The organism is Coprococcus sp. BIOML-A2, assembly GCF_009875795.1.
GTDB lineage: Bacteria > Bacillota > Clostridia > Lachnospirales > Lachnospiraceae > Coprococcus > Coprococcus aceti.
The window spans coordinates 208,258-227,160 of sequence record NZ_WWSI01000003.1; the positions used below are offsets into that span (position 1 = coordinate 208,258).

Genomic DNA, 18,903 nt, shown 5'->3' on the forward strand with positions numbered 1-18,903 from the left:
ATCTTTTATACATGTTCTATCTATTTTGTACGCACGAACTTCGATATGAAAAATCCATCACACTCATCTACTCCCTGTAACAGAGTTACATATCCTTTATCGCCGCCGTGCCCCGGTACGATCTCATCTATACTCACAGTCTCAAAATCATGATTTTCCACAAACCACTTAACATTGTTCTGATTCTCCCTGCTGTCTATAGTACATGTCGAATACACCAGTGTTCCACCCGTTTTCACATATCTGGATACAGTGTCAAGAATATCCCTTTGAAGCTGTGCCAGCTCGTCTATGCTGTCACCTGTCACATTGTACTTGATATCGTTCTTCCTGCCCATTATGCCAAGTCCCGAACACGGAAGGTCTGCTATTACCACATCAGCCTTTCCGACAAGGTTCTCATCAAGTTCTCTCGCATCCCATGCCTCGACAGTGACATTTGTCAGTCCAAGTCTGTCCACGTTCTCCTCTATGAGCTCCGTCTTGTTCTCGGTGAGATCCCTTGAGATAACCCTTCCTGTCTGTCCCGCAAGACTTGCGGCATACATGGTTTTGCCGCCCGGTGCTGCACACACATCCACCACCAGATCTCCATTCTGTATACCTGCTGCCCTTACAGCCAGACACGAACTCTGATCCTGTACAACAAATTCTCCATCCATGAATCCTGGGATCCTTCTGACATAATCATATCCCTTTATAAGAAGTGATGTGTCATTCAGGCTTCCTCGCACTGTCTCTATTCCAGCGGTCTCCAGCTTCCTCTCGACTTCATCAACGCTTATCCTGTCTGTATTCACCCTTATGGATGTCGGACGCATTTCGTAGCTGCTTCCGAGTATTCTGTCCACCGTTTCGCTGTCATAGTCCTGCAGCAGTATCTCCACAAGCTCCACAGGAACTGAATATTCAACCGAATAGTATTCCAAAGGTGATGTGTTCTTATCAGGGTATTTTATACCATCCCTGCTTCTTGCGATATTTCTGAGAACTCCGTTGACAAAGCCTCTGAGGCTTCCAAATCCATGATCCACCGCCAGCTTCACCGACAGGTTGCAGGCAGCCGAATCCGGAACAGAGTCCATAAAGAACAGCTCGTAAGTTCCCATCCTGAGGACGCATCTTATGAGCGGCTTGCACTTGTTCACCTTTGTTTTGGAGAACTGGTTTATTATGTAGTCCAGCTTTATCCTCTGCTCTGTGACTCCCTCGACCATTCTCGTGATGTACGCCCTGTCCTGTTTGCTCATGAACTGGTTGGCGCGGAGTGCCGTTCCAAGTGCTATATTTGAAAATGTATGATTTTTCTCTATGTCCAGTAATGTGGTCAGAACCACCTCTCGAGTCTTTGTATCCATTCTACCTCTGTCCATTCTTCATCAGATATATTTGATTAGATGTGCTCTCCGGCTGTGAGTTTATTGCCCGCAAGGAACGCCGCCGCATCCATAGGCTTCTTGCCCTCAGGCTGTAATCTTGTTATCTGGAGTGCATCCTGTCCACACGCTATGGCAAATGTCTTCTTGGTCACCATGGTTATCTCACCCGGTGCAATGCCATCCTCACGGCTCACTACCTTTGCCCCATATATCTTGACATTCTTGCCGCCTATCCTTGTGTATGCACAAGGCCATGGCTGAAGGCCTCTCACAAGTCTCTCTATCTTCTCTGCCGGCTCACTGAAATCTATATCTCCCATACCCTTGTTCAACATGGAAGCGTAACAGCTCAGGCTGTCATCCTGAGGTGTCCGGACCGCAGTTCCATTCTCAAGCTTTTCAAGGGTTGACAGTATAAGCTGCGCACCGCTTGCCGCAAGCTTGTCCGTCAATGTCTCTCCAGTGTCATCGTCACCGATAGACACAATCGAATGTTCTATCATATCTCCGGTATCAAGTCCCTTTGCCATGTACATGGTGGTGACTCCGGTCTCCTTCTCGCCGTCAATGATCGCCCACTCGATAGGCGCCGCACCGCGGTACTTCGGGAGCAGCGATGCATGGATATTGACACATCCGTACTTCGGAATATTGAGTATGCTCTCAGGGAGTATCTGGCCATATGCTGCCACAACTATCACATCAGGTGCATACTCTCTGATGATGTCCACGTTCTCCTGCTCACGGAGCTTCACCGGCTGATATACCGGAATATCATATTCCATTGCCTGTACCTTCACCGGTGTCGGTTGAAGCTTTTTGCTCCTTCCCTTTGCCTTGTCCGGCTGCGTAAAGCATGCCACAACGTCATGTCCCGCTTCCACTATGGATACAAGTGCGTGCACGGCAAAATCAGGGGTTCCCATATATATAACTCTCATCTGCATGTCCTCCTTGTTATAGGTTAAGTATCTCTTAATTCTGCTCTACCTCGTGAAGGCCATCCTCGACAAGATCCTTGTAGAGCTTTCCGTCAAGATGATCAAGCTCGTGGCAGATAGCTCTCGCCAGAAGTCCCTCTCCCTCGACTGTAAACTCCTCCATATTCTCGTCAAATGCCTTGCATATTACATGCATAGGTCTTGTAACTGTTCCAAATTTTCCAGGAAGGCTGAGGCATCCCTCCTCACCTGTCTGCTCTCCGTCTGATTCTGTTATCACAGGATTTATAAGACAGAGTGGATTGTCATCGCCGACATCAATAACAACTATCCTCTTGAGGATTCCAACCTGAGGTGCGGCAAGTCCAACTCCATTTGCCTCATACATGGTATCAAACATGTCATCTATGAGTGTAAGTGTTCTGTCATCCATCTTCTCAACCGGTCTGCACACCTTTCTGAGTATGTCATCTCCGTCATATCTTATATTTCTTATCGCCATGTCCACAAATCTCCTTTTCACTAATACATATTTACCGGATTCAGGTCAAAGAATACGCTCACATCGTTCTCTCCGTTCTCCTTAAGCCATTCCTCGACATAATCCTTGACATCCACCAGCATCCTGTAATCCCGGTGTTTTATATACAACACCCGCCTGTACACATCCTTTATCTTTGATATGGCCGGTTCCGAAGGACCGATCACCGACAGATGTCCTGCATTTATATATTTTCCCCTTATAAGAGAATACATCCTATCCATTATATTGGCAAGCTGTTCTTCGTCCATGCCCGCGCCCATTATGACCATCATATTCCACTCCGGCGGATACCTCATGAGTGATCTGTACGCCTCCTCGATATCGTAGAATGCCCTGTAATCCTGGGACGCTGCCGCAGTTATGGCGTAGTTGTCCGGCTTGTAGGTCTGTATCACAACCTTTCCGGGCACATCACCCCTTCCGGCTCTTCCCGCAGCCTGGGTCAGCAGGTCAAATGTCCTCTCACCGGCTCTGTAGTCTCCGCTGAACAGTGTGAGATCCGCCAGCAGCACACCCACAAGTGTCACTCTGGAAAAGTCATGTCCCTTGACTATCATCTGGGTTCCTATGAGTATGTCCGCATCGCCTCTTCCGAAGCTCTCAAGTATCTGCTCATGAGAATTCTTCTTCGAGGTCGTATCCCTGTCCATCCTTAAGGTCCTGGCCTCCGGGAACAACCTGCGTACCTCCTGCTCGACCTTCTCGGTTCCGACTCCATAGCCTCCTATGAGCTTTGAACCGCACGCCGGACATTTGTCCGGCTCCGGCATTCTGAATCCGCAGTAGTGGCACACAAGCACGCCCTTCTGTGTATTATTTCCAGAGTGCAGTGCCATGGACACGTCACAGTGCGGGCATTTCACTGCCTCTCCGCAGCTCCTGCAGGATACAAAGCTGTTATATCCCCGCTTGTTGATGAACAGCATGATCTGTTCCCGCTTGCTGAGCCTGTCCGCTATATCATTTGCAAGCTCGTCGCTTATTATGGATCTGTTGCCCCGGTGGAGTTCATCCCTGAGATCTACTATGCTTGTCTCTGCCATGGCTCTGCCCTCAACACGGCTGTCCATGGTCCACAGCCTGTACTCACCCGCCAGTGCACGCTTGTAGCTCTCCACAGAAGGAGTTGCGGAACCGAGTATGACACTCGCCCCCTCAAGCCTTGCACGTTCTATGGCAGTCTCCCTTGCGTGATATTTTGGCGGGCTGTCACTCTTATAGCTGCTCTCATGTTCCTCATCTATTATTATAAGTCCCAGCTTCTCAAATGGGGTAAACAGCGCAGACCTCGGGCCTATCACCACATCCACATCGCCCTTCCTTGCGCGCTCAAACTGATCATACTTCTCCCCGCTGCTGAGCTTTGAGTTGACCATGGTCACACGGTTACCAAAGTATCTGGAGAAATATGTCAGTGTCTGATACGTGAGTGCTATCTCAGGTATCAGCACGATCGCCTGTCTGCCCGCGCGGACGACTTCACGGATACACCTCACATACACCTCAGTCTTGCCGCTTCCCGTCACGCCATGAAGAAGATATGTCCTGTGTATACCCTGATCTGCATCACTTACGAAATCATCGACTATCCTCTGCTGGTCACTGTTAAGCTCTATATCAGGAGCCTCAAATGCCTGCTGCCTCACCGCGTCAGACACCACATCCCGGTATCTGCTGTCCTCAACGATACGAACGACACCTTCGTCCTCCATGGCCTTAACCGCCTGATGTGACACATTCAAAGTCCCGGTGGCCTCCGTCATTGGGAGCTCAGGTCTCACCATAAGCTCGCGGAGGAGCCTGAGCTTTGCCCTGGCATTCTTCTTCATATATCTGTATTCCCATGTGTCCACATCCTCGCATGAAAGGACAACATATCTGACCACCACGGACTTAACCGTTTTTTTCACCGGCATCACCGTCTGGATGGCATTTATCATGGTGGAGCCGTAGTTCTCCTTTATCCACGCCGCAAGGGCAAGGAGCCTTCCCGGAGCTGCCACGCCGTCCTCGCACAGAGAATCTATAGACTTTATCCTGCTCTCATCATATTCCGTGGAATCCGATATCCCTATGACATAGCCTTTTCTCAGATTATTTCCCTTGCCAAATGGAATGTTGACCTGACTTCCTATCTGTATCCTGCCGGCAATATCGTCAGGAATAGCATATTGAAATGTTCTGTCTATCGCCTCATGGGATATATCAATTATCACATCTGCGTACAATCCCCGCATTTTTCTCCTCCAATATCTGCCGTATCATTTCTCTCTCGTCCATTTGTGTCCTGCGTCCCTCTATATCCTGATATGTCTCATGGCCTTTGCCGGCCAGAAGGACTATATCATCCCTGTCCGAAATCTCCAGAGCGTATCTTATAGCATCCAGACGGCTGCATATCTTTACATATTCTCCTCCGCCCTCGAGAACCCCGGTCTCAATATCCGTCATTATCGCCTCCGGGGATTCAAACCTCGGGTTATCACTTGTTATGACCGTCATATCCGCCAGCCTGCCCGACACAAATCCCATGCCTTTTCGGCGCCCGGCTGATCTGTTGCCGCCGCATCCGAACAGACATATAAGCCTCTTCGGCCTGTACTGTCTGAGGGTGGTCAGTACATTTTCCAGGCTCACGGCATTGTGGGCATAATCGATGAATATCCTTGCGTATCCCGGGATCTCCACCGGCTCGAGTCTGCCCCTCACCTTCATATCCGACTGCGAATCCTGCATTACCTCCATCGGTATCCCGATGATCCCGCAAGTGGTTACCGCAGCAAGAGAATTGTACACATTGAACTCTCCCGGTATGCCAACAGTCATGTAAGTGCTCTCCCCGTCCGTTCTCTCACACTCATAGCCTATCCCCATAACTCTATGGAGAATTAGCCTGTGTATTGCTCCCGCCATACACACATCGCCATCCCCGGCTGCAGTGTGATTCCTCACACCATAATATACCACTTCAGCCCCTGCATTCACAGCCTCGGCAGCAATACACCCAGAATACATGTCATCTGCATTTATCACCGCAGTCTTACACTTTGAGAACAGGCTTCTCTTCCATCTCCCATACTCGGCAAATGTGCGGTGTTCATTCCGCCCAATGTGATCCGGAGCAAGATTTGTATATACGCATATATCAAATTCTACCCCTGACACACGGCCGTGCATAAGCCCCTGTGACGATACCTCCATGACGCAGTATTCCGCACCATTTGCCACCATGTCTGCAAGCTTGCGATGGAGATATATCGTTCCCGGAGTGGTATTCACAGATGGTATCTTCCGGATACAGTCATCAATCTCTATGGTTCCCACAAGACCGGTTCTACGCCCCCATCTGTCCAGCATAGACTTTATCATACATGCGACCGTGGTCTTTCCCTTTGTCCCGGTCACACCTATAACCTTCATACTTCGTGACGGAAAATTCCAGAAATTATTACATATCATTCCTATACCGTGGCGATAGTCATACAGTCTCACGATCAGTACACAATCGGTATCCCCCCAGCGTCCGGCTGACCGCTCCGCAGGTATGCCGATATCATCTGTCACGACTATACACGCTGCGCCCCTTGCCACGGCATCATCTATATAGCGATGTCCATCTGTTCTCGCACCTCTCCGACACACAAAAAGAGTTCCCTGTGTGACATCTCTGGAATCATCTGCCAGATCCGTAATCTGACAGTCAATGTCCCCTGCCAGGATCTCATAGACCGTGCCTTTTAGAACATCTGACGCCCTCATGATACACCTCCCGTCGACATATTCCTGTTTATTTAGAATATGCCACATCCGGCACAGTTGTGTATCAGAAAAATAGGAGGCTGTGCTAAAAGCTCCAACCTCCATTCTTCTCACTTACCGCTATATATTCCGGTCTGTTAATCCTCGTCTGCTCCGACGATCTTTACCTTTCCATGGTAAACTTCATCTACAGCGATGGATAATGGCTTCTTCTTTGGGTCTGCTGCCACCATAGGCTCCTGACCATCAATGATCTCTCTTGCTCTCTTTGCTGTTGCAAGAACGATTGAATATCTGCTGTTTACTACAGGCTGCTCACCTGGCTCAACCTCTGCATTTACTACTGACATTAAGTCTGTGTATGATGGATGTAACATAATATTATATCCCCTTTCTTATATGATTATTGAAATATTCTTCTAAACTGCTGTCCACTGTTATCCAGTCTAATTTATCAGAGTTTCTTTATCTCTGCAAGCTCTTCTTTTATTCCGGCTATATATCCAAGCTGATTATCTCTTCTGCAGCCATAGCTTCTGATGACTGAATCCACGGTGTGTATACACTCGTCCAGATCATCGTTGACTATGATGTAGTCGTACTTGTCCATGTCCTCAGCTTCCTCTGTGGCCTTTCGGAGTCTCTTGATTATGGTCTCCTCCGACTCTGTTCCTCTTCCTGCCAGTCTGCTCTTAAGCTCGCTTATGCTTGGAGCTGATATAAATATGAGAAGCGCATCAGGGAACTGCTTCTTGACATTGAGTGCGCCCATGACCTCTATCTCGAGTATGACGTCCTTGCCATCAGCAAGCTTCTCCTCAACATACTTCTTTGGAGTTCCATAATAATTCTCTACATACTGTGTCCACTCGATAAATCCGCCGTAGTCAATGAGATTCTCAAAATCCTTGCGATCCATGAAATAATACTCTCTTCCATCGACCTCACCCTCTCTCGGTGATCTTGTCGTCGCCGACACTGAAAGGTTATATCCAAAATCCGACACAAGTCTCTTGACAACTGTGCCCTTTCCAACTCCTGAAAAACCGGATATGACTATGAGCGATCCACGTTTTGTATTCTTATCTGCCATCATCATTACCTCTAAATATTATGTATTCTATTCCAGATTCTGTATCTGCTCTCTGACCTTCTCTATGTCAGTCTTGAGCTGTATCGCCTTGTCTGACACATCAAGTGAATTGGCCTTTGAAAGTATCGTGTTCGCCTCTCTGTTCATCTCCTGTGCGATGAAGTCCAGCTTCCTGCCAACGCTTCCGCCATCCTCCAGAATCTTCTTCGTGCTGCTGATATGACTCTTAAGCCTTACAGTCTCCTCGTCCACACATATCTTGTCCGCATATATAACGACCTCTGTGGCGATCCTGTTCTCATCTATAACAGGATTGTCAAGAACCTCTATGATCTTGTCCGTGAGCTTGCGTCTATACTCCTCCACAAGTTCAGGTGATATCTCCTCTATATAATCAACGGCAGCTCTCATTCCGTCAAGCTTGTCGATCATGTCCTTCTTAAGGTTCTCTCCCTCTGTTATCCTCGACTGCACGAACATCTTCGCAGCCTCGTCAAGGGATGTCTCTATTATCTTCCACAGCTCATCCTGGTCGACCGCCTGCTCCTCAACCGTGAACACGTCAGGGAAGCCTCCAAGCTGTGCAGGTGTTATGCTGTTCTCAATTCCAAAATCCTTGGACATCTCCTCGAAATATCCCATGTACTTCTCGGCAACGTCCTTGTTGTACTTCAGCTTGACATTGTCATCCGAGAAATCCTCGTATGTGATGAACACGTCAACCTTTCCTCTCTCAATATATTTTTTGAGATATGTTCTTATGTTTGTCTCAAAGAAGCTTATCTTCTTCGGGAGCTTTATATTGATGTCGCAGAATCTGTGATTGACTGACTTCATCTCTACAACTATCTTGTATGCATCAGTCACCCTCTCGCTGCGGCCAAATCCTGTCATGCTTTTTACCATATCTGTCTCCTAATATTCCCAGGTTATATGTTGTTTTCAATTACCTGATAACAGATAATATATTATACTTCACACCTGTTTAAAAATCAAATTATTTATTGTACTTCCTCTATTCCCGCAATCCTCGGCTCTGCAATCATCGAGTAATTCGTATGATATATTACAAATCCAGGCTTTGCCCCCGCAGGCTTTTTGATATTTCTGCGCTCGGTATAGTCTATCTCCACCTTCGGTGCCGTCCTTCCAGACGAATAATACGCTGCAAGTCTTGCCGCCTCCTCATATGTAGAATCAGGAAGTTCTCCCGCACCCTCAAGTCTCACGATGACATGGGAACCCGGCATCTTCTTAGCATGGAACCACATATCCCCACCATTTGCGAATTTAAATGTGAGCTCATCGTTCTGGATATTATTCTTGCCCACATACATATGGAATCCATCGCTGGATATGTAGTGCAGCGGTTTTGACTTTGCCTTTTTCCTGTCGCCCTTGCGTCCGTAATGTCCCTTTACATATCCGCAGGCTACGAGCTCCTCCTTGACCTGTGCCAGTGAATTCTCATCTATCGCCATATCAAGGAACGTCTGTACCGACTGAAGATGCTCCAGCTCACTCTTCGTCTCGACAGTGAGCTGTGTAAGTGCCTCATAAGTCCTCTTGAGCTTGTTGTATCTCGCAAAATATCTCTTGGAGTTGTCCATAACAGATATGGTCTTGTCAAGCGGGATCTTTATCATCTCGTTAGTATAGTAGTTGAGAGCCTCAAAACTGTCCGCTCCCTGTTCTATATTGTAACCATATGTGTTGATCAGTTCTCCGTACACACGGTACTTTTCCCTGGATTCAGTGTCCTTTAACTGAGCGAGCTGCAGGTCGTACTTCTTGCTCGTTCTCTCAATGGCATTCGAGACGATCTTTCTAAGATCCGATGACTTCTGTCTTATCCTTGTGACCGCACTCTTTCTGTAGAAATACTCATCAAGCACCTTTGAAATGTCGTCCCTTGATTCTATGGCCTTGTCGCTGTACATCGACAGATGCACCGACGAGAACTCCACTGGAGTGTAACCGTCCAGTATGATCTCAGGAGTATAGTTCCCGTTCCTTATATCAGATACTATCCCGGCAAATTCATCATAAAGCCTTGCGACATCCGCCTCGCTCATGCTGTCCACAGGCATGTTGCCGTCAAGTCCTGCCCTGTAGGTTATCTCACTCGCCACAACCGGTGAAAATCCGGTTATGTTCTGGTATATCGCCTTTATGATATTCGTAGGGCTCGAGCTCACACGCTCTATGAAGTCCCCGCGCTCTATCTCAAGCGGGGATACCTTTCCTCCCGCCGGAGGATACTCATAAGTCCTGCCCGGAAGAACCTCCCTCACTGAGCTCACCATATGGGATATATGCTTTATGCTGTCGATGATGACATTCTCATCCGTGGCAAATATGATATTGCTGTGCTTACCCATGATCTCTATGATGAGTTTCTTTCTCTTTAGATCTCCAAGCTCGTCCAGATGCTCGATGACCATGACAACTATTCTCTCAAAGCCCGGCTGATACACATCAACTATCCTTCCGTTGTTGATATGCTTCCTGAGGAGCATACAGAAATTCGGCGCTGTCATAGGATTCTCCTTGGCGGACTGCTGAAAGTATATAAGCGGGAGGCTTGCATCCGCAGACATGAGCAACCTGTAATTCTCCCTGTTATTCTTTATTACTATGTTGAGCTCGTCCTTCTCCGGCTGATATATCTTATATATCCTTCCGTCGATGAGTTTCTCCTTCATGTCTCTTACCACATTGGATATCACTATTCCGTCAAACGCCATATCTGTCTCTCCTATATCCCTGAAAAAAGGCAGAAAATGCAAATTCATTCTCTGCCTCTTCCATATCTACTACCACATTACTGCTATCCTGATCCTACAGTGAATTGTAGAGATCCTTATATATATTCGCCGAGTTATACCATGAGTAATCCTGTCTCATGCCACGCTCCTGGATTCCATACCATGCCTCTTTGTTGTTATAGTACACTTCCTTTGCATAGTTTATGGCATTGAGGAGCTCATATGCATCATAATTAGCAAATGAGAATCCTGTTCCTGTACCCTCGAACTGATTATAAGCCTCAACAGTATCTGCAAGACCACCTGTCTCTCTTACTACTGGAACTGTGCCATATCTGAGTGCCATGAGCTGTGTGAGTCCACATGGCTCAAATCTTGAAGGCACGAGCATCACATCGCAGCCTGCATACATCTTATGAGATCTCTCATCTGAATAATAGATGTTCGCTGATACCTTTGCAGGATGTATTCCCTGATAATACTTGAACATGTTCTCGTACTTGCCGTCACCGGTTCCGAGGACGATGAACTGTACTCCGTCACAGCATATATCGTTCATGATCCTGTCAACCAGATCAAGACCCTTCTGGTCTGTGAGTCTGGATATGATTCCTATTACAAACTGATTCTCATCCTGAGGAAGTCCACATTCCTTCTGCAGTTCGATCTTGTTGATCTTCTTGAGCTGTCTGAAGTTATCCACGCTGTAGTTCTTATATACCTGTGGATCTGTTGCAGGATTCCATACCTCGTAATCTATACCGTTGACAATGCCCCAGAGTGACTGCCATCTGGCACTTAAGAGCCCGTCAAGTCCCTCTCCATAATATGGAGTCTGTATCTCCTTGGCATATGTGTTACTTACCGTTGTTATCTTATCTGCATATACAAGTCCGCCCTTAAGCATGGAAGCATCCTTCTGGATCTCCAGCTTGTCCGGTGTAAATACATAATCAGGGAGTCCTGAATACTCCTGAATGGTCTTTATATCCCACTTGCCCTGGAACTGGAGATTATGAATAGTCATAACAGACTTCATGCTTGTATAGAACATATCTCCTGCAAACAGAGTCTTGAGATATACAGGCACAAGTCCTGCCTGCCAGTCATGACAGTGAAGTATATCCGGCTGGAAACCGATCGATGGAAGGATCGAAAGCGCTGCCTTTGAGAAATAACAGAACTTCTCGATATCCCACTTTACATCACCATAAGGTGTAAATCCGTTAAAGTAATACTCGTTATCTATGAAATATACCTTGACACCCTCATACTCCAGATACATAACGCCAACATAATCATTCTTGTAACCGATGTCCATATAAAAATGCGTTATATACTGCATCTTCTCCCTGTACTTGTTCGGAATACAGAGATAATTCGGCATGATGACTCTCACATCATACTCGTTCTTATCAAATATCTTTGGCAGTGTTCCAACTACATCCGCAAGACCACCCGTCTTTATAAATGGCACACACTCTGATGCTATATATGCAACCTTCTTCATCAAATAAACCCTCCATAACATTTAGACATTAAATCCTTGTACATTATATCACACGGGTATCCATAATTCAATAAATCAGTGTATCTATATTGTTGCATTTGCCACATTCCGCTGATATACTTTTAGCATGCAGCCGCACGCAGATACGGCTGGATCACAATCCAGAAAACAGGAGATTTTCAATGTTAGACATCACCATCACCGAGACCAGGGACTTCGTGAAGAAGCTTCTGATGGACAATACATTTGACCGTTTTCTCGCCATGGAGGCATTTGTAAAAAGCGGGATAACATACAGCTTTGACGGAAGGGTAAACAAGGATTTCTATGACAAGGAGGAGCTGGAGCTCATGGCTTCCACATCCTACGCCTCATGGGAGTCCATAAAACCACATGTATATAATGTTATAAGAGGAAAGAAGCTGCCACTGAGCTTCAAGATAGTGCTCGTGCTCTCCCAGCCGGACATCATGGATATGCTTGAGAAGAACCATCTCACCATACCTGTATCTGATGTGGCAAATCTCACCTTGAACGTCTACTATGACGGCATGAGCATACAACTCACATCCATGGCGACCCAGAACATATTCACCATGGATAAGACCCTTGAGCATGTGTGGGATGCGGAGATCAGGGATTTCCTGAAGACTGCCGGAATATATTTCACCGAAAGCTGATTTTTTGAAGAAATTTAATATGATTTTTGAAGATCCGGCACCTCATCTGATGCCGGATTTTTTTACGCGCCGTCCCTGTTAGCACTCATTTTGTCTGAGTGCTAATTTTTTCTTGACTTTAGTTCCCAGCTGATTTATCATACCTTTTAGCCTGATGTGTCAGTGTACATTTCTATTAAGATTGAACACAGATCGGGGATGACACATCTTTCATTGAAAACCATTATATTTTAAGGAGATGTATACAATTATGAAGAACGGAAATTTATCGATCAACAGTGAAAACATTTTCCCTGTCATCAAGAAGTGGCTGTATTCAGACCACGATATATTTGTCAGGGAGCTTATATCAAACGGCTGTGATGCCGTGACAAAGCTTAAGAAGCTGTCTCTTATGGGCGAATTTGACGAGCCGGATGAGCCATATCGTATAGATGTGACCACAAGTGCCAACGACAAGACCATCACATTTACCGATAACGGTATCGGTATGACTGAGGAGGAGGTTGAGAAATATATCAACCAGATTGCTTTCTCAGGAGCCGAGGCATTCCTTGAGCAGTACAAGGACAAGGCAACAGAGGAACAGATCATCGGTCACTTCGGACTGGGCTTCTACTCCGCATTCATGGTTGCCGACAAGGTCACCATCGAGACAAAGTCATACAAGGACGGCGAGGACGCTGTATACTGGGAGTGCAAGGACGGCCTTGAATACTCCATGAAGAAGTGCATTAAGGCTGACCGAGGTACTACCATCACCCTTTATCTGAACGAGGACAGCTATGAATTTGCAAATGAATACAGGATCAAGGAGGTCATCGACAAGTATTGTTCGTTCATGCCTGTTGAGATCTACTACACAAACGCAGACGAGCCACAGGAAGATCCTAAGGATGCTACTGTAGACGTGGATGCAAAGGAAGTCAGCGACACAGCAGATAATGCTGAGGGCAGCACTGACAGCAAGGGCCCAGACGCAGACGATACAAAGACCGAGGAGAAGAAGCCTGAAGCTCCTAAGCCACTCAACACCACTACCCCACTGTGGGCAAAGCATCCAAACGACTGCACCGACGAGGAATACAAGGAGTTCTACAGAAAGGTATTCCACGACTACAAGGAGCCTCTGTTCTGGATACACCTGAACATGGACTACCCATTCAACCTGAAAGGTATCCTGTACTTCCCTAAGATCAATACACAGTATGACAACCTTGAGGGAACGATCAAGCTGTACAACAACCAGGTATTCGTCGCCGACAATATCAAGGAAGTAATTCCTGAGTTCCTCATGCTCTTAAAGGGATGTATCGACTGTCCTGATCTTCCACTGAACGTATCACGTAGTGCGCTTCAGAATGACGGATTTGTCAAGAAGATCTCAGACTACATCACCAAGAAGGTTGCAGACAAGCTGTCCGGCATGTACAAGACACACAGAGAGGACTACGAGAAGTACTGGGATGACATCAACCCATTTATCAAGTTTGGTTGTCTGAAGGATCTCAAGTTCCTCGACAAGATGAAGGACTTCTGTATATACAAGAATCTCGAGGGCAAATATATAACTCTCCCTGAGTATCTTGAGGCTGGAAAGGAAAAGTATGAGAACAAGGTATTCTATGTAACCGATGAGCAGGCTCAGTCACAGTACATCAATATGTTCAAGGCTGAGGGCATGGACGCGCTGATCATGACACAGACCATCGACAGCCCATTCATCACACTGCTTGAGCAGAAGAATGAGAATGTTCACTTCTACAGAATAGACGCTGAGCTCTCTGACAACTTTGTCGGCGAGGAGCTCTCCGAGGAGACTGCAAAGGAATACAAGGATAAGCTCACAGCTACATTTGAGAAGGCTCTCGACATGAAGAACCTGAATGTAAAGGTTGAATCCCTGAAGGATGAGAATACATCTTCTATCCTCACCCAGCCTGAGGAGACAAGACGTATGCAGGAAATGATGAAGATGTACGGCATGGCCGGTATGGATCCATCAATGTTCGGTCAGGGCGAGGGAGAGACACTCATCCTGAACAGCAACAACAAGCTTGTTAAATACGTTCTGGACAACCCTGACAGCGACAACACAGCTACGATCTGCTGCCAGTTATATGATCTGGCCGTACTTGCCAACCGTCCACTGTCAGCAGAGGCAATGACCAAGTTCATCGCAAGAAGCAACGAGATCCTTGGAATACTTACAAAGTAATATAATCTGTCTGCCGGTTTACGGCAGCAGATCCTAATGGATAACTAACACAACAAAAAGCAGCAGCCCGATATGTCTTTGATAACATATCAGGCTGCTGCTCTTTTATTCTATTCCACTCCCTAGTGGGCAAGTATCTCCACTCCATGCTCTGTCATAACCAGTGTGTACTCCCACTGTGCCGATGGTGAGCCATCCTCCGTGTAGATAGTCCAGCCGTCATCTGCATCCTGATATACATCAGGGCCGCCCATGTTGATCATAGGTTCAATGGTAAACACCATTCCCGGAGCAAGCACATAATCCTTGCCAGGCTGTCCTATATGACTTACATAAGGCTCCTCATGAATTGCAAGACCTACTCCATGGCCGCCTATCTCACGGACAACCGAATAGCCCTGCTCCTGTGCAAATTTGTTGATGGCATATCCTATATCTCCTATGGTCACATATGGCTTGCTGCACACCTCAACACCTATATCAAGAGCCTTCTTTGTATCCTCTACAAGCTTCTTCCATGCGGGATCAACATTTCCCAGCATGAACATTCTTGATGAGTCTCCGAAATATCCCTTGTACTCTGTTGTACAGTCGATATTAACTATATCTCCATCCTGGAGAATAATGTCATCACTTGGAATGCCGTGGCATACCACATCATTTACCGATATACACACACTCTTAGGATATCCCTCATATCCAAGACATGCAGGAATAGCGTCTATGGACTTTGTATAGTTATAGATAAGGTCATCCAGCTCTCTGGTAGACACTCCTATCTTGACAAATGGAGTTATGTAGTCGAGCACAGATGTGTTGACCTTTGAAGCCTCCCTGATTCCCTCGATCTGCTCTGCGTTCTTGATCATCGCATGTGTAGGGATCTTGAATCCTCTGTTCTTCATATCCTCAAGCTTATCGTCAAGAGCCAGGTGACAGGTCTTGTATTTCTTACCACTTCCGCACCAGCACATATCATTTCTACCAAGTTTCATAATTAACCTCTTTCTTTATTGCATAATATTTTCATTACATACCTATGGTATTAGCCACAAATACTATAATACGTTTTTGAGAATAATTCCACATTTTAATATGATAAATATTGTCAATTATCCTCGTCTATCCCCAGATACCTGGCAACATATGTATAATACCCCGACTCTGTTATGTTGTCAGCTGCTGTAAATTTATCCGCGACATATAGCTGCATCGCAATGAAACTGTCATCCGATACCTCCGCACCCGTGTGGGATGTCAGCGTGTCCGTGACTGCGTTATATTCAAATGCATCCGTTATAAAGCTTCTGTCCGGGAACAGCACCAGTCCTGTACTGTCTGACAGGATATCCCTTCCTATGATGAGCCTCGAATCATAATCCACTCCCATGAGATTGAGCATGGTCGGCAGGATATCTATACTGCTGCACACCTTGTCAACTCTCACCGGCTTCTCCATCGACGCCGACCATATGACAAGTCTGCTCCTGTACGCCTCAAGACTGTTTCCAAAGTTCTCCCCTGCCAGTTCATCCACAACGTCCATATTGTCATACGGTACATGATCCCCCGCCAGGACGATAACAGTATTGTCCAGCAGCCCCTTCTTCTCAAGTCTCTTCATCATATATTCAAGCATCTTTTCCATTTCGTACTGGGATGCCAGATATGCCTTTGTAGTATCCAGGACATAGTTAAGATCACTGACCACAGCCTTGTTCTTATCCGCCATGGCATTTGCCGCACCGTATCCATATGGCACATGACCGCTGACCGTCAGGTAGTACAGATGGAACGGCTGCGTCTCTGTATACTTGTCAAATGTCTCCTCCATCATGACAAGATCCGACTGAGGCCACATGTCCTGCCCGTTCTCGTCAGTCTGGTACTCAAGCCCATTACCGCTGGCTATCCACTCGTATCCCAGCGCCGGATGGGTGATATTCCTGTCATAATATGTATAGTCGTTGTCATGGAATCCGTAACAGCTATAGCCGAGTCTCTTGAGCGTATTCGCCATGGAAAACAGCATGCCATTCTCATTGTCGGCAGCCCTGCACATACTGAGGTATGAACCGTTCTTAGTCGGGCTTCCCATCAGGTTTGCATACTCTCCGCCTAATGTTGAACCGTACCATAGCGGCTGATAGTAATTTTCAAAGACAAAGCCCTCGTCCGCAAGTTTTGACAGTGTAGGGAACAGACCGGAATCAAGCGCATAGCCTGAGAACCCCTCCGCAGTTATCCATATGACATTATAGCCCTCGAACATACCTGTATATTCATTCTTATTTGTCGGGGGTATATTTGCAAAATATTCGCTGAGCGATGAAACCGCATCATTTCCCGCAAGGTCATTTATGGCATCAAAATCCAGATCCAGGACATTCGGGGATGTGTCGATCACAACCTCCTCTGTGGTCGCTTCCGCGACATCCACCGTCTCGGTGGTAATCTCCTGCATCGTTGTGCTCTCTGTGGAGGCAAGTGAGTCGATATCGACCTCACCACCCGAGGCAAAGTTTATCCTGCTCTGTGCTGAGCTCTTGCCTGCGATACCCTCTCTGACATCCACCACAAAACTCTCCATGACGCCGAGCTTTTCAATAGAGAGATCAACCGATGTATATTCCTTGTATAAATTGTACGGACTGTACACATCCGAGTCCACAGCCCACATCACAAACAGTGTTGTGGCATACACCAGAGCTGTTCCGGCGGCACCTATGAGGTTCACCCACCACCTTCTCCTGTCAAATGCCATAAATGTCCATATGCACACGATCATTATGAGCACCGGGACAGCCAGAAGAATAACGTCCACTATCTGTGCCTTTATATTGGATATGACCGTGTCCGCATTGTCCACAGCCTGATTGCCGAATTTTATGGTTCCAATAACAGACAGATAGTTGTTGAAGACCGAATGATATACGTACTGGGCGATGAAGATCACACCCGTAAACAACGTGAACAGCGTTGCAAGTATCTTATTGATGACCGGCGGAAAAAATCCTGTCAGCACGCCGAACACACCTCCAGCCACCACCGCAAATGCTATTATAGCGGCTATGTTTCCATCATCCAGGCTGAAATTCATGCCGTGAAACAGCAATTCATAATACAGGATCAACACAGTGAACAGTATCCACCCCGACCATTTTCTGAAATATTCCCTTACATCCCCAAACATCGCCTTAAAAAACTTTATCATACGTTGAAATCTCCCATATAAACAAAAAAAAATAAAGATATGGCCCTTAACTCCATATCTTTATTTTATATAATATTTTAAGACTTTTTACAATATTTTAAGATATATTATATCTACTTTACACCGTACTGATCGTAGTAAGCGTCGATAGCGGCCTTAAGGGTGTCATCTATGATAACTCTTCCCTTATACTCTCTGTTGTAAAGATGCTCCACTACCTCTGCCATTGTTACGATAGCTGTTGTCTTGATTCCGTAGTTCTCCTCGATCTCTGTCAGCGCACTCTTCTCGCCCTGGCCTCTCTCCATTCTGTCTACTGAAACCACAAGACCCATGACATCCACGTCGCCCTGTGCCTTGATGATAGGAAGTGTCTCCTGAATAGATGTTCCGGCTGTTGTGACATCCTCGATGATGACAACCTTATCGCCATCCTCTATAGGACTTCCAAGGAGTATTCCCTTGTCGCCGTGATCCTTTACCTCTTTTCTGTTTGAGCAATACTTGATGTCCTCATCGTACATCTCTGCTATGGACATAGTTGTCGCAACTGTGAGAGGTATTCCCTTGTATGCAGGACCAAATAACACATCAAAGTCCAGACCAAACTCTGCATTTATAGCCTCAGCATAATACTCGCCAAGTCTCTTGAGCTGAGCACCTGTTCTGTAAAAGCCTGTATTGACAAAAAATGGTGTCTTTCTTCCACTCTTTGTAACGAAATCTCCAAACTTGAGTACGTTACAGTCAATCATAAATTCGATAAATTCCTTCTTGTACTGTTCCATGTCTCTGCG

At 46.4% G+C, this 18,903-nt stretch carries 15 protein-coding genes; 2 read left to right on the forward strand and 13 right to left on the reverse strand.

The annotated features are described in order from the left end of the window. Positions 1-20 precede the first annotated feature (20 nt). From rsmB to glgA, 10 genes are all read right to left on the reverse strand, one after another. Complete coding sequence (gene rsmB / locus GT575_RS07925) at positions 21-1,358, reverse strand: 16S rRNA (cytosine(967)-C(5))-methyltransferase RsmB (RefSeq protein ID WP_161171833.1); 1,338 nt, start codon at positions 1,356-1,358, stop codon at positions 21-23. A gap of 35 nt (positions 1,359-1,393) precedes the next feature. Beyond that, positions 1,394-2,320 carry a methionyl-tRNA formyltransferase gene (gene fmt / locus GT575_RS07930; protein ID WP_022216784.1) on the reverse strand — a complete coding sequence of 309 codons (927 nt, stop codon included), beginning with the start codon at positions 2,318-2,320 and terminating at the stop codon, positions 1,394-1,396. Between the two features lie 34 nt (positions 2,321-2,354). Continuing rightward, complete coding sequence (gene def / locus GT575_RS07935) at positions 2,355-2,822, reverse strand: peptide deformylase (RefSeq protein WP_015534815.1); 468 nt, start codon at positions 2,820-2,822, stop codon at positions 2,355-2,357. A 20-nt stretch (positions 2,823-2,842) separates the two neighbouring features. Beyond that, the gene (gene priA, locus GT575_RS07940; RefSeq protein WP_055224130.1) at positions 2,843-5,101 is read right to left on the reverse strand and encodes a replication restart helicase PriA; all 2,259 of its coding nucleotides are present in this window, start codon (positions 5,099-5,101) and stop codon (positions 2,843-2,845) included. After that, positions 5,070-6,623: a UDP-N-acetylmuramoyl-L-alanyl-D-glutamate--2,6-diaminopimelate ligase gene (locus tag GT575_RS07945; RefSeq protein ID WP_161171834.1), complete on the reverse strand. Its 1,554-nt coding sequence runs from the start codon at positions 6,621-6,623 to the stop codon at positions 5,070-5,072. Before GT575_RS07945 ends, priA begins: the two co-directional genes overlap by 32 nt. Positions 6,624-6,760: 137 nt before the next feature. Next, positions 6,761-7,000, reverse strand: a complete 240-nt coding sequence (gene rpoZ, locus GT575_RS07950) for a DNA-directed RNA polymerase subunit omega (RefSeq protein ID WP_015534811.1) — start codon at positions 6,998-7,000, stop codon at positions 6,761-6,763. Positions 7,001-7,077: 77 nt separating this feature from the next. Beyond that, positions 7,078-7,716 carry a guanylate kinase gene (gene gmk, locus GT575_RS07955; protein ID WP_015534810.1) on the reverse strand — a complete coding sequence of 213 codons (639 nt, stop codon included), beginning with the start codon at positions 7,714-7,716 and terminating at the stop codon, positions 7,078-7,080. Between the two features lie 27 nt (positions 7,717-7,743). Then, positions 7,744-8,622 carry a YicC/YloC family endoribonuclease gene (locus tag GT575_RS07960; protein WP_015534809.1) on the reverse strand — a complete coding sequence of 293 codons (879 nt, stop codon included), beginning with the start codon at positions 8,620-8,622 and terminating at the stop codon, positions 7,744-7,746. A gap of 95 nt (positions 8,623-8,717) precedes the next feature. Continuing rightward, entirely contained in the window at positions 8,718-10,463 is a 1,746-nt protein-coding gene (locus GT575_RS07965; protein ID WP_117874328.1) for an Rqc2 family fibronectin-binding protein, read from the reverse strand. 94 nt (positions 10,464-10,557) lie between these two features. Next, on the reverse strand, positions 10,558-11,994 hold the full coding sequence (gene glgA, locus GT575_RS07970) for a glycogen synthase GlgA (protein ID WP_015534807.1): 1,437 nt from the start codon (positions 11,992-11,994) through the stop codon (positions 10,558-10,560). 182 nt (positions 11,995-12,176) lie between these two features. On the opposite strand from glgA, the gene GT575_RS07975 reads away from it, so the two are divergent. Both GT575_RS07975 and htpG read left to right on the forward strand, forming a co-directional pair. Then, positions 12,177-12,674: a DUF5721 family protein gene (locus GT575_RS07975; protein ID WP_055144706.1), complete on the forward strand. Its 498-nt coding sequence runs from the start codon at positions 12,177-12,179 to the stop codon at positions 12,672-12,674. Between the two features lie 250 nt (positions 12,675-12,924). Continuing rightward, complete coding sequence (gene htpG, locus GT575_RS07980; RefSeq protein ID WP_022216791.1) at positions 12,925-14,892, forward strand: molecular chaperone HtpG; 1,968 nt, start codon at positions 12,925-12,927, stop codon at positions 14,890-14,892. Between the two features lie 122 nt (positions 14,893-15,014). On the opposite strand, the gene GT575_RS07985 is transcribed toward htpG, so the two are convergent. The 3 genes from GT575_RS07985 to pyrE all read right to left on the reverse strand — a co-directional run bounded on the left by GT575_RS07985 (position 15,015) and on the right by pyrE (position 18,894). Beyond that, positions 15,015-15,887: a methionyl aminopeptidase gene (locus GT575_RS07985; protein WP_015534804.1), complete on the reverse strand. Its 873-nt coding sequence runs from the start codon at positions 15,885-15,887 to the stop codon at positions 15,015-15,017. 113 nt (positions 15,888-16,000) lie between these two features. Next, positions 16,001-18,106 carry an LTA synthase family protein gene (locus tag GT575_RS07990; RefSeq protein ID WP_161171835.1) on the reverse strand — a complete coding sequence of 702 codons (2,106 nt, stop codon included), beginning with the start codon at positions 18,104-18,106 and terminating at the stop codon, positions 16,001-16,003. Between the two features lie 113 nt (positions 18,107-18,219). Then, positions 18,220-18,894 (reverse strand): orotate phosphoribosyltransferase, encoded by a 675-nt coding sequence (pyrE, locus tag GT575_RS07995; RefSeq protein ID WP_055224141.1) that lies wholly within the window; start codon positions 18,892-18,894, stop codon positions 18,220-18,222. Between the last annotated feature and the right edge of the window lie 9 nt (positions 18,895-18,903).

Excerpts from the sequence above, each read along its gene's own strand:
- gmk (WP_015534810.1), bottom strand. The coding sequence starts at position 7,716 with ATGGCAGATAAGAATACAAAACGTGGATCGCTCATAGTCATATCCGGT.
- GT575_RS07965 (WP_117874328.1), bottom strand. The coding sequence starts at position 10,463 with ATGGCGTTTGACGGAATAGTGATATCCAATGTGGTAAGAGACATGAAG.
- GT575_RS07975 (WP_055144706.1), top strand. The coding sequence starts at position 12,177 with ATGTTAGACATCACCATCACCGAGACCAGGGACTTCGTGAAGAAGCTT.
- rsmB (WP_161171833.1), bottom strand. The coding sequence starts at position 1,358 with ATGGATACAAAGACTCGAGAGGTGGTTCTGACCACATTACTGGACATA.
- def (WP_015534815.1), bottom strand. The coding sequence starts at position 2,822 with ATGGCGATAAGAAATATAAGATATGACGGAGATGACATACTCAGAAAG.
- htpG (WP_022216791.1), top strand. The coding sequence starts at position 12,925 with ATGAAGAACGGAAATTTATCGATCAACAGTGAAAACATTTTCCCTGTC.
- glgA (WP_015534807.1), bottom strand. The coding sequence starts at position 11,994 with ATGAAGAAGGTTGCATATATAGCATCAGAGTGTGTGCCATTTATAAAG.
- GT575_RS07945 (WP_161171834.1), bottom strand. The coding sequence starts at position 6,623 with ATGAGGGCGTCAGATGTTCTAAAAGGCACGGTCTATGAGATCCTGGCA.
- priA (WP_055224130.1), bottom strand. The coding sequence starts at position 5,101 with ATGCGGGGATTGTACGCAGATGTGATAATTGATATATCCCATGAGGCG.
- pyrE (WP_055224141.1), bottom strand. The coding sequence starts at position 18,894 with ATGGAACAGTACAAGAAGGAATTTATCGAATTTATGATTGACTGTAAC.
- GT575_RS07985 (WP_015534804.1), bottom strand. The coding sequence starts at position 15,887 with ATGAAACTTGGTAGAAATGATATGTGCTGGTGCGGAAGTGGTAAGAAA.
- GT575_RS07990 (WP_161171835.1), bottom strand. The coding sequence starts at position 18,106 with ATGATAAAGTTTTTTAAGGCGATGTTTGGGGATGTAAGGGAATATTTC.
- fmt (WP_022216784.1), bottom strand. The coding sequence starts at position 2,320 with ATGAGAGTTATATATATGGGAACCCCTGATTTTGCCGTGCACGCACTT.
- GT575_RS07960 (WP_015534809.1), bottom strand. The coding sequence starts at position 8,622 with ATGGTAAAAAGCATGACAGGATTTGGCCGCAGCGAGAGGGTGACTGAT.
- rpoZ (WP_015534811.1), bottom strand. The coding sequence starts at position 7,000 with ATGTTACATCCATCATACACAGACTTAATGTCAGTAGTAAATGCAGAG.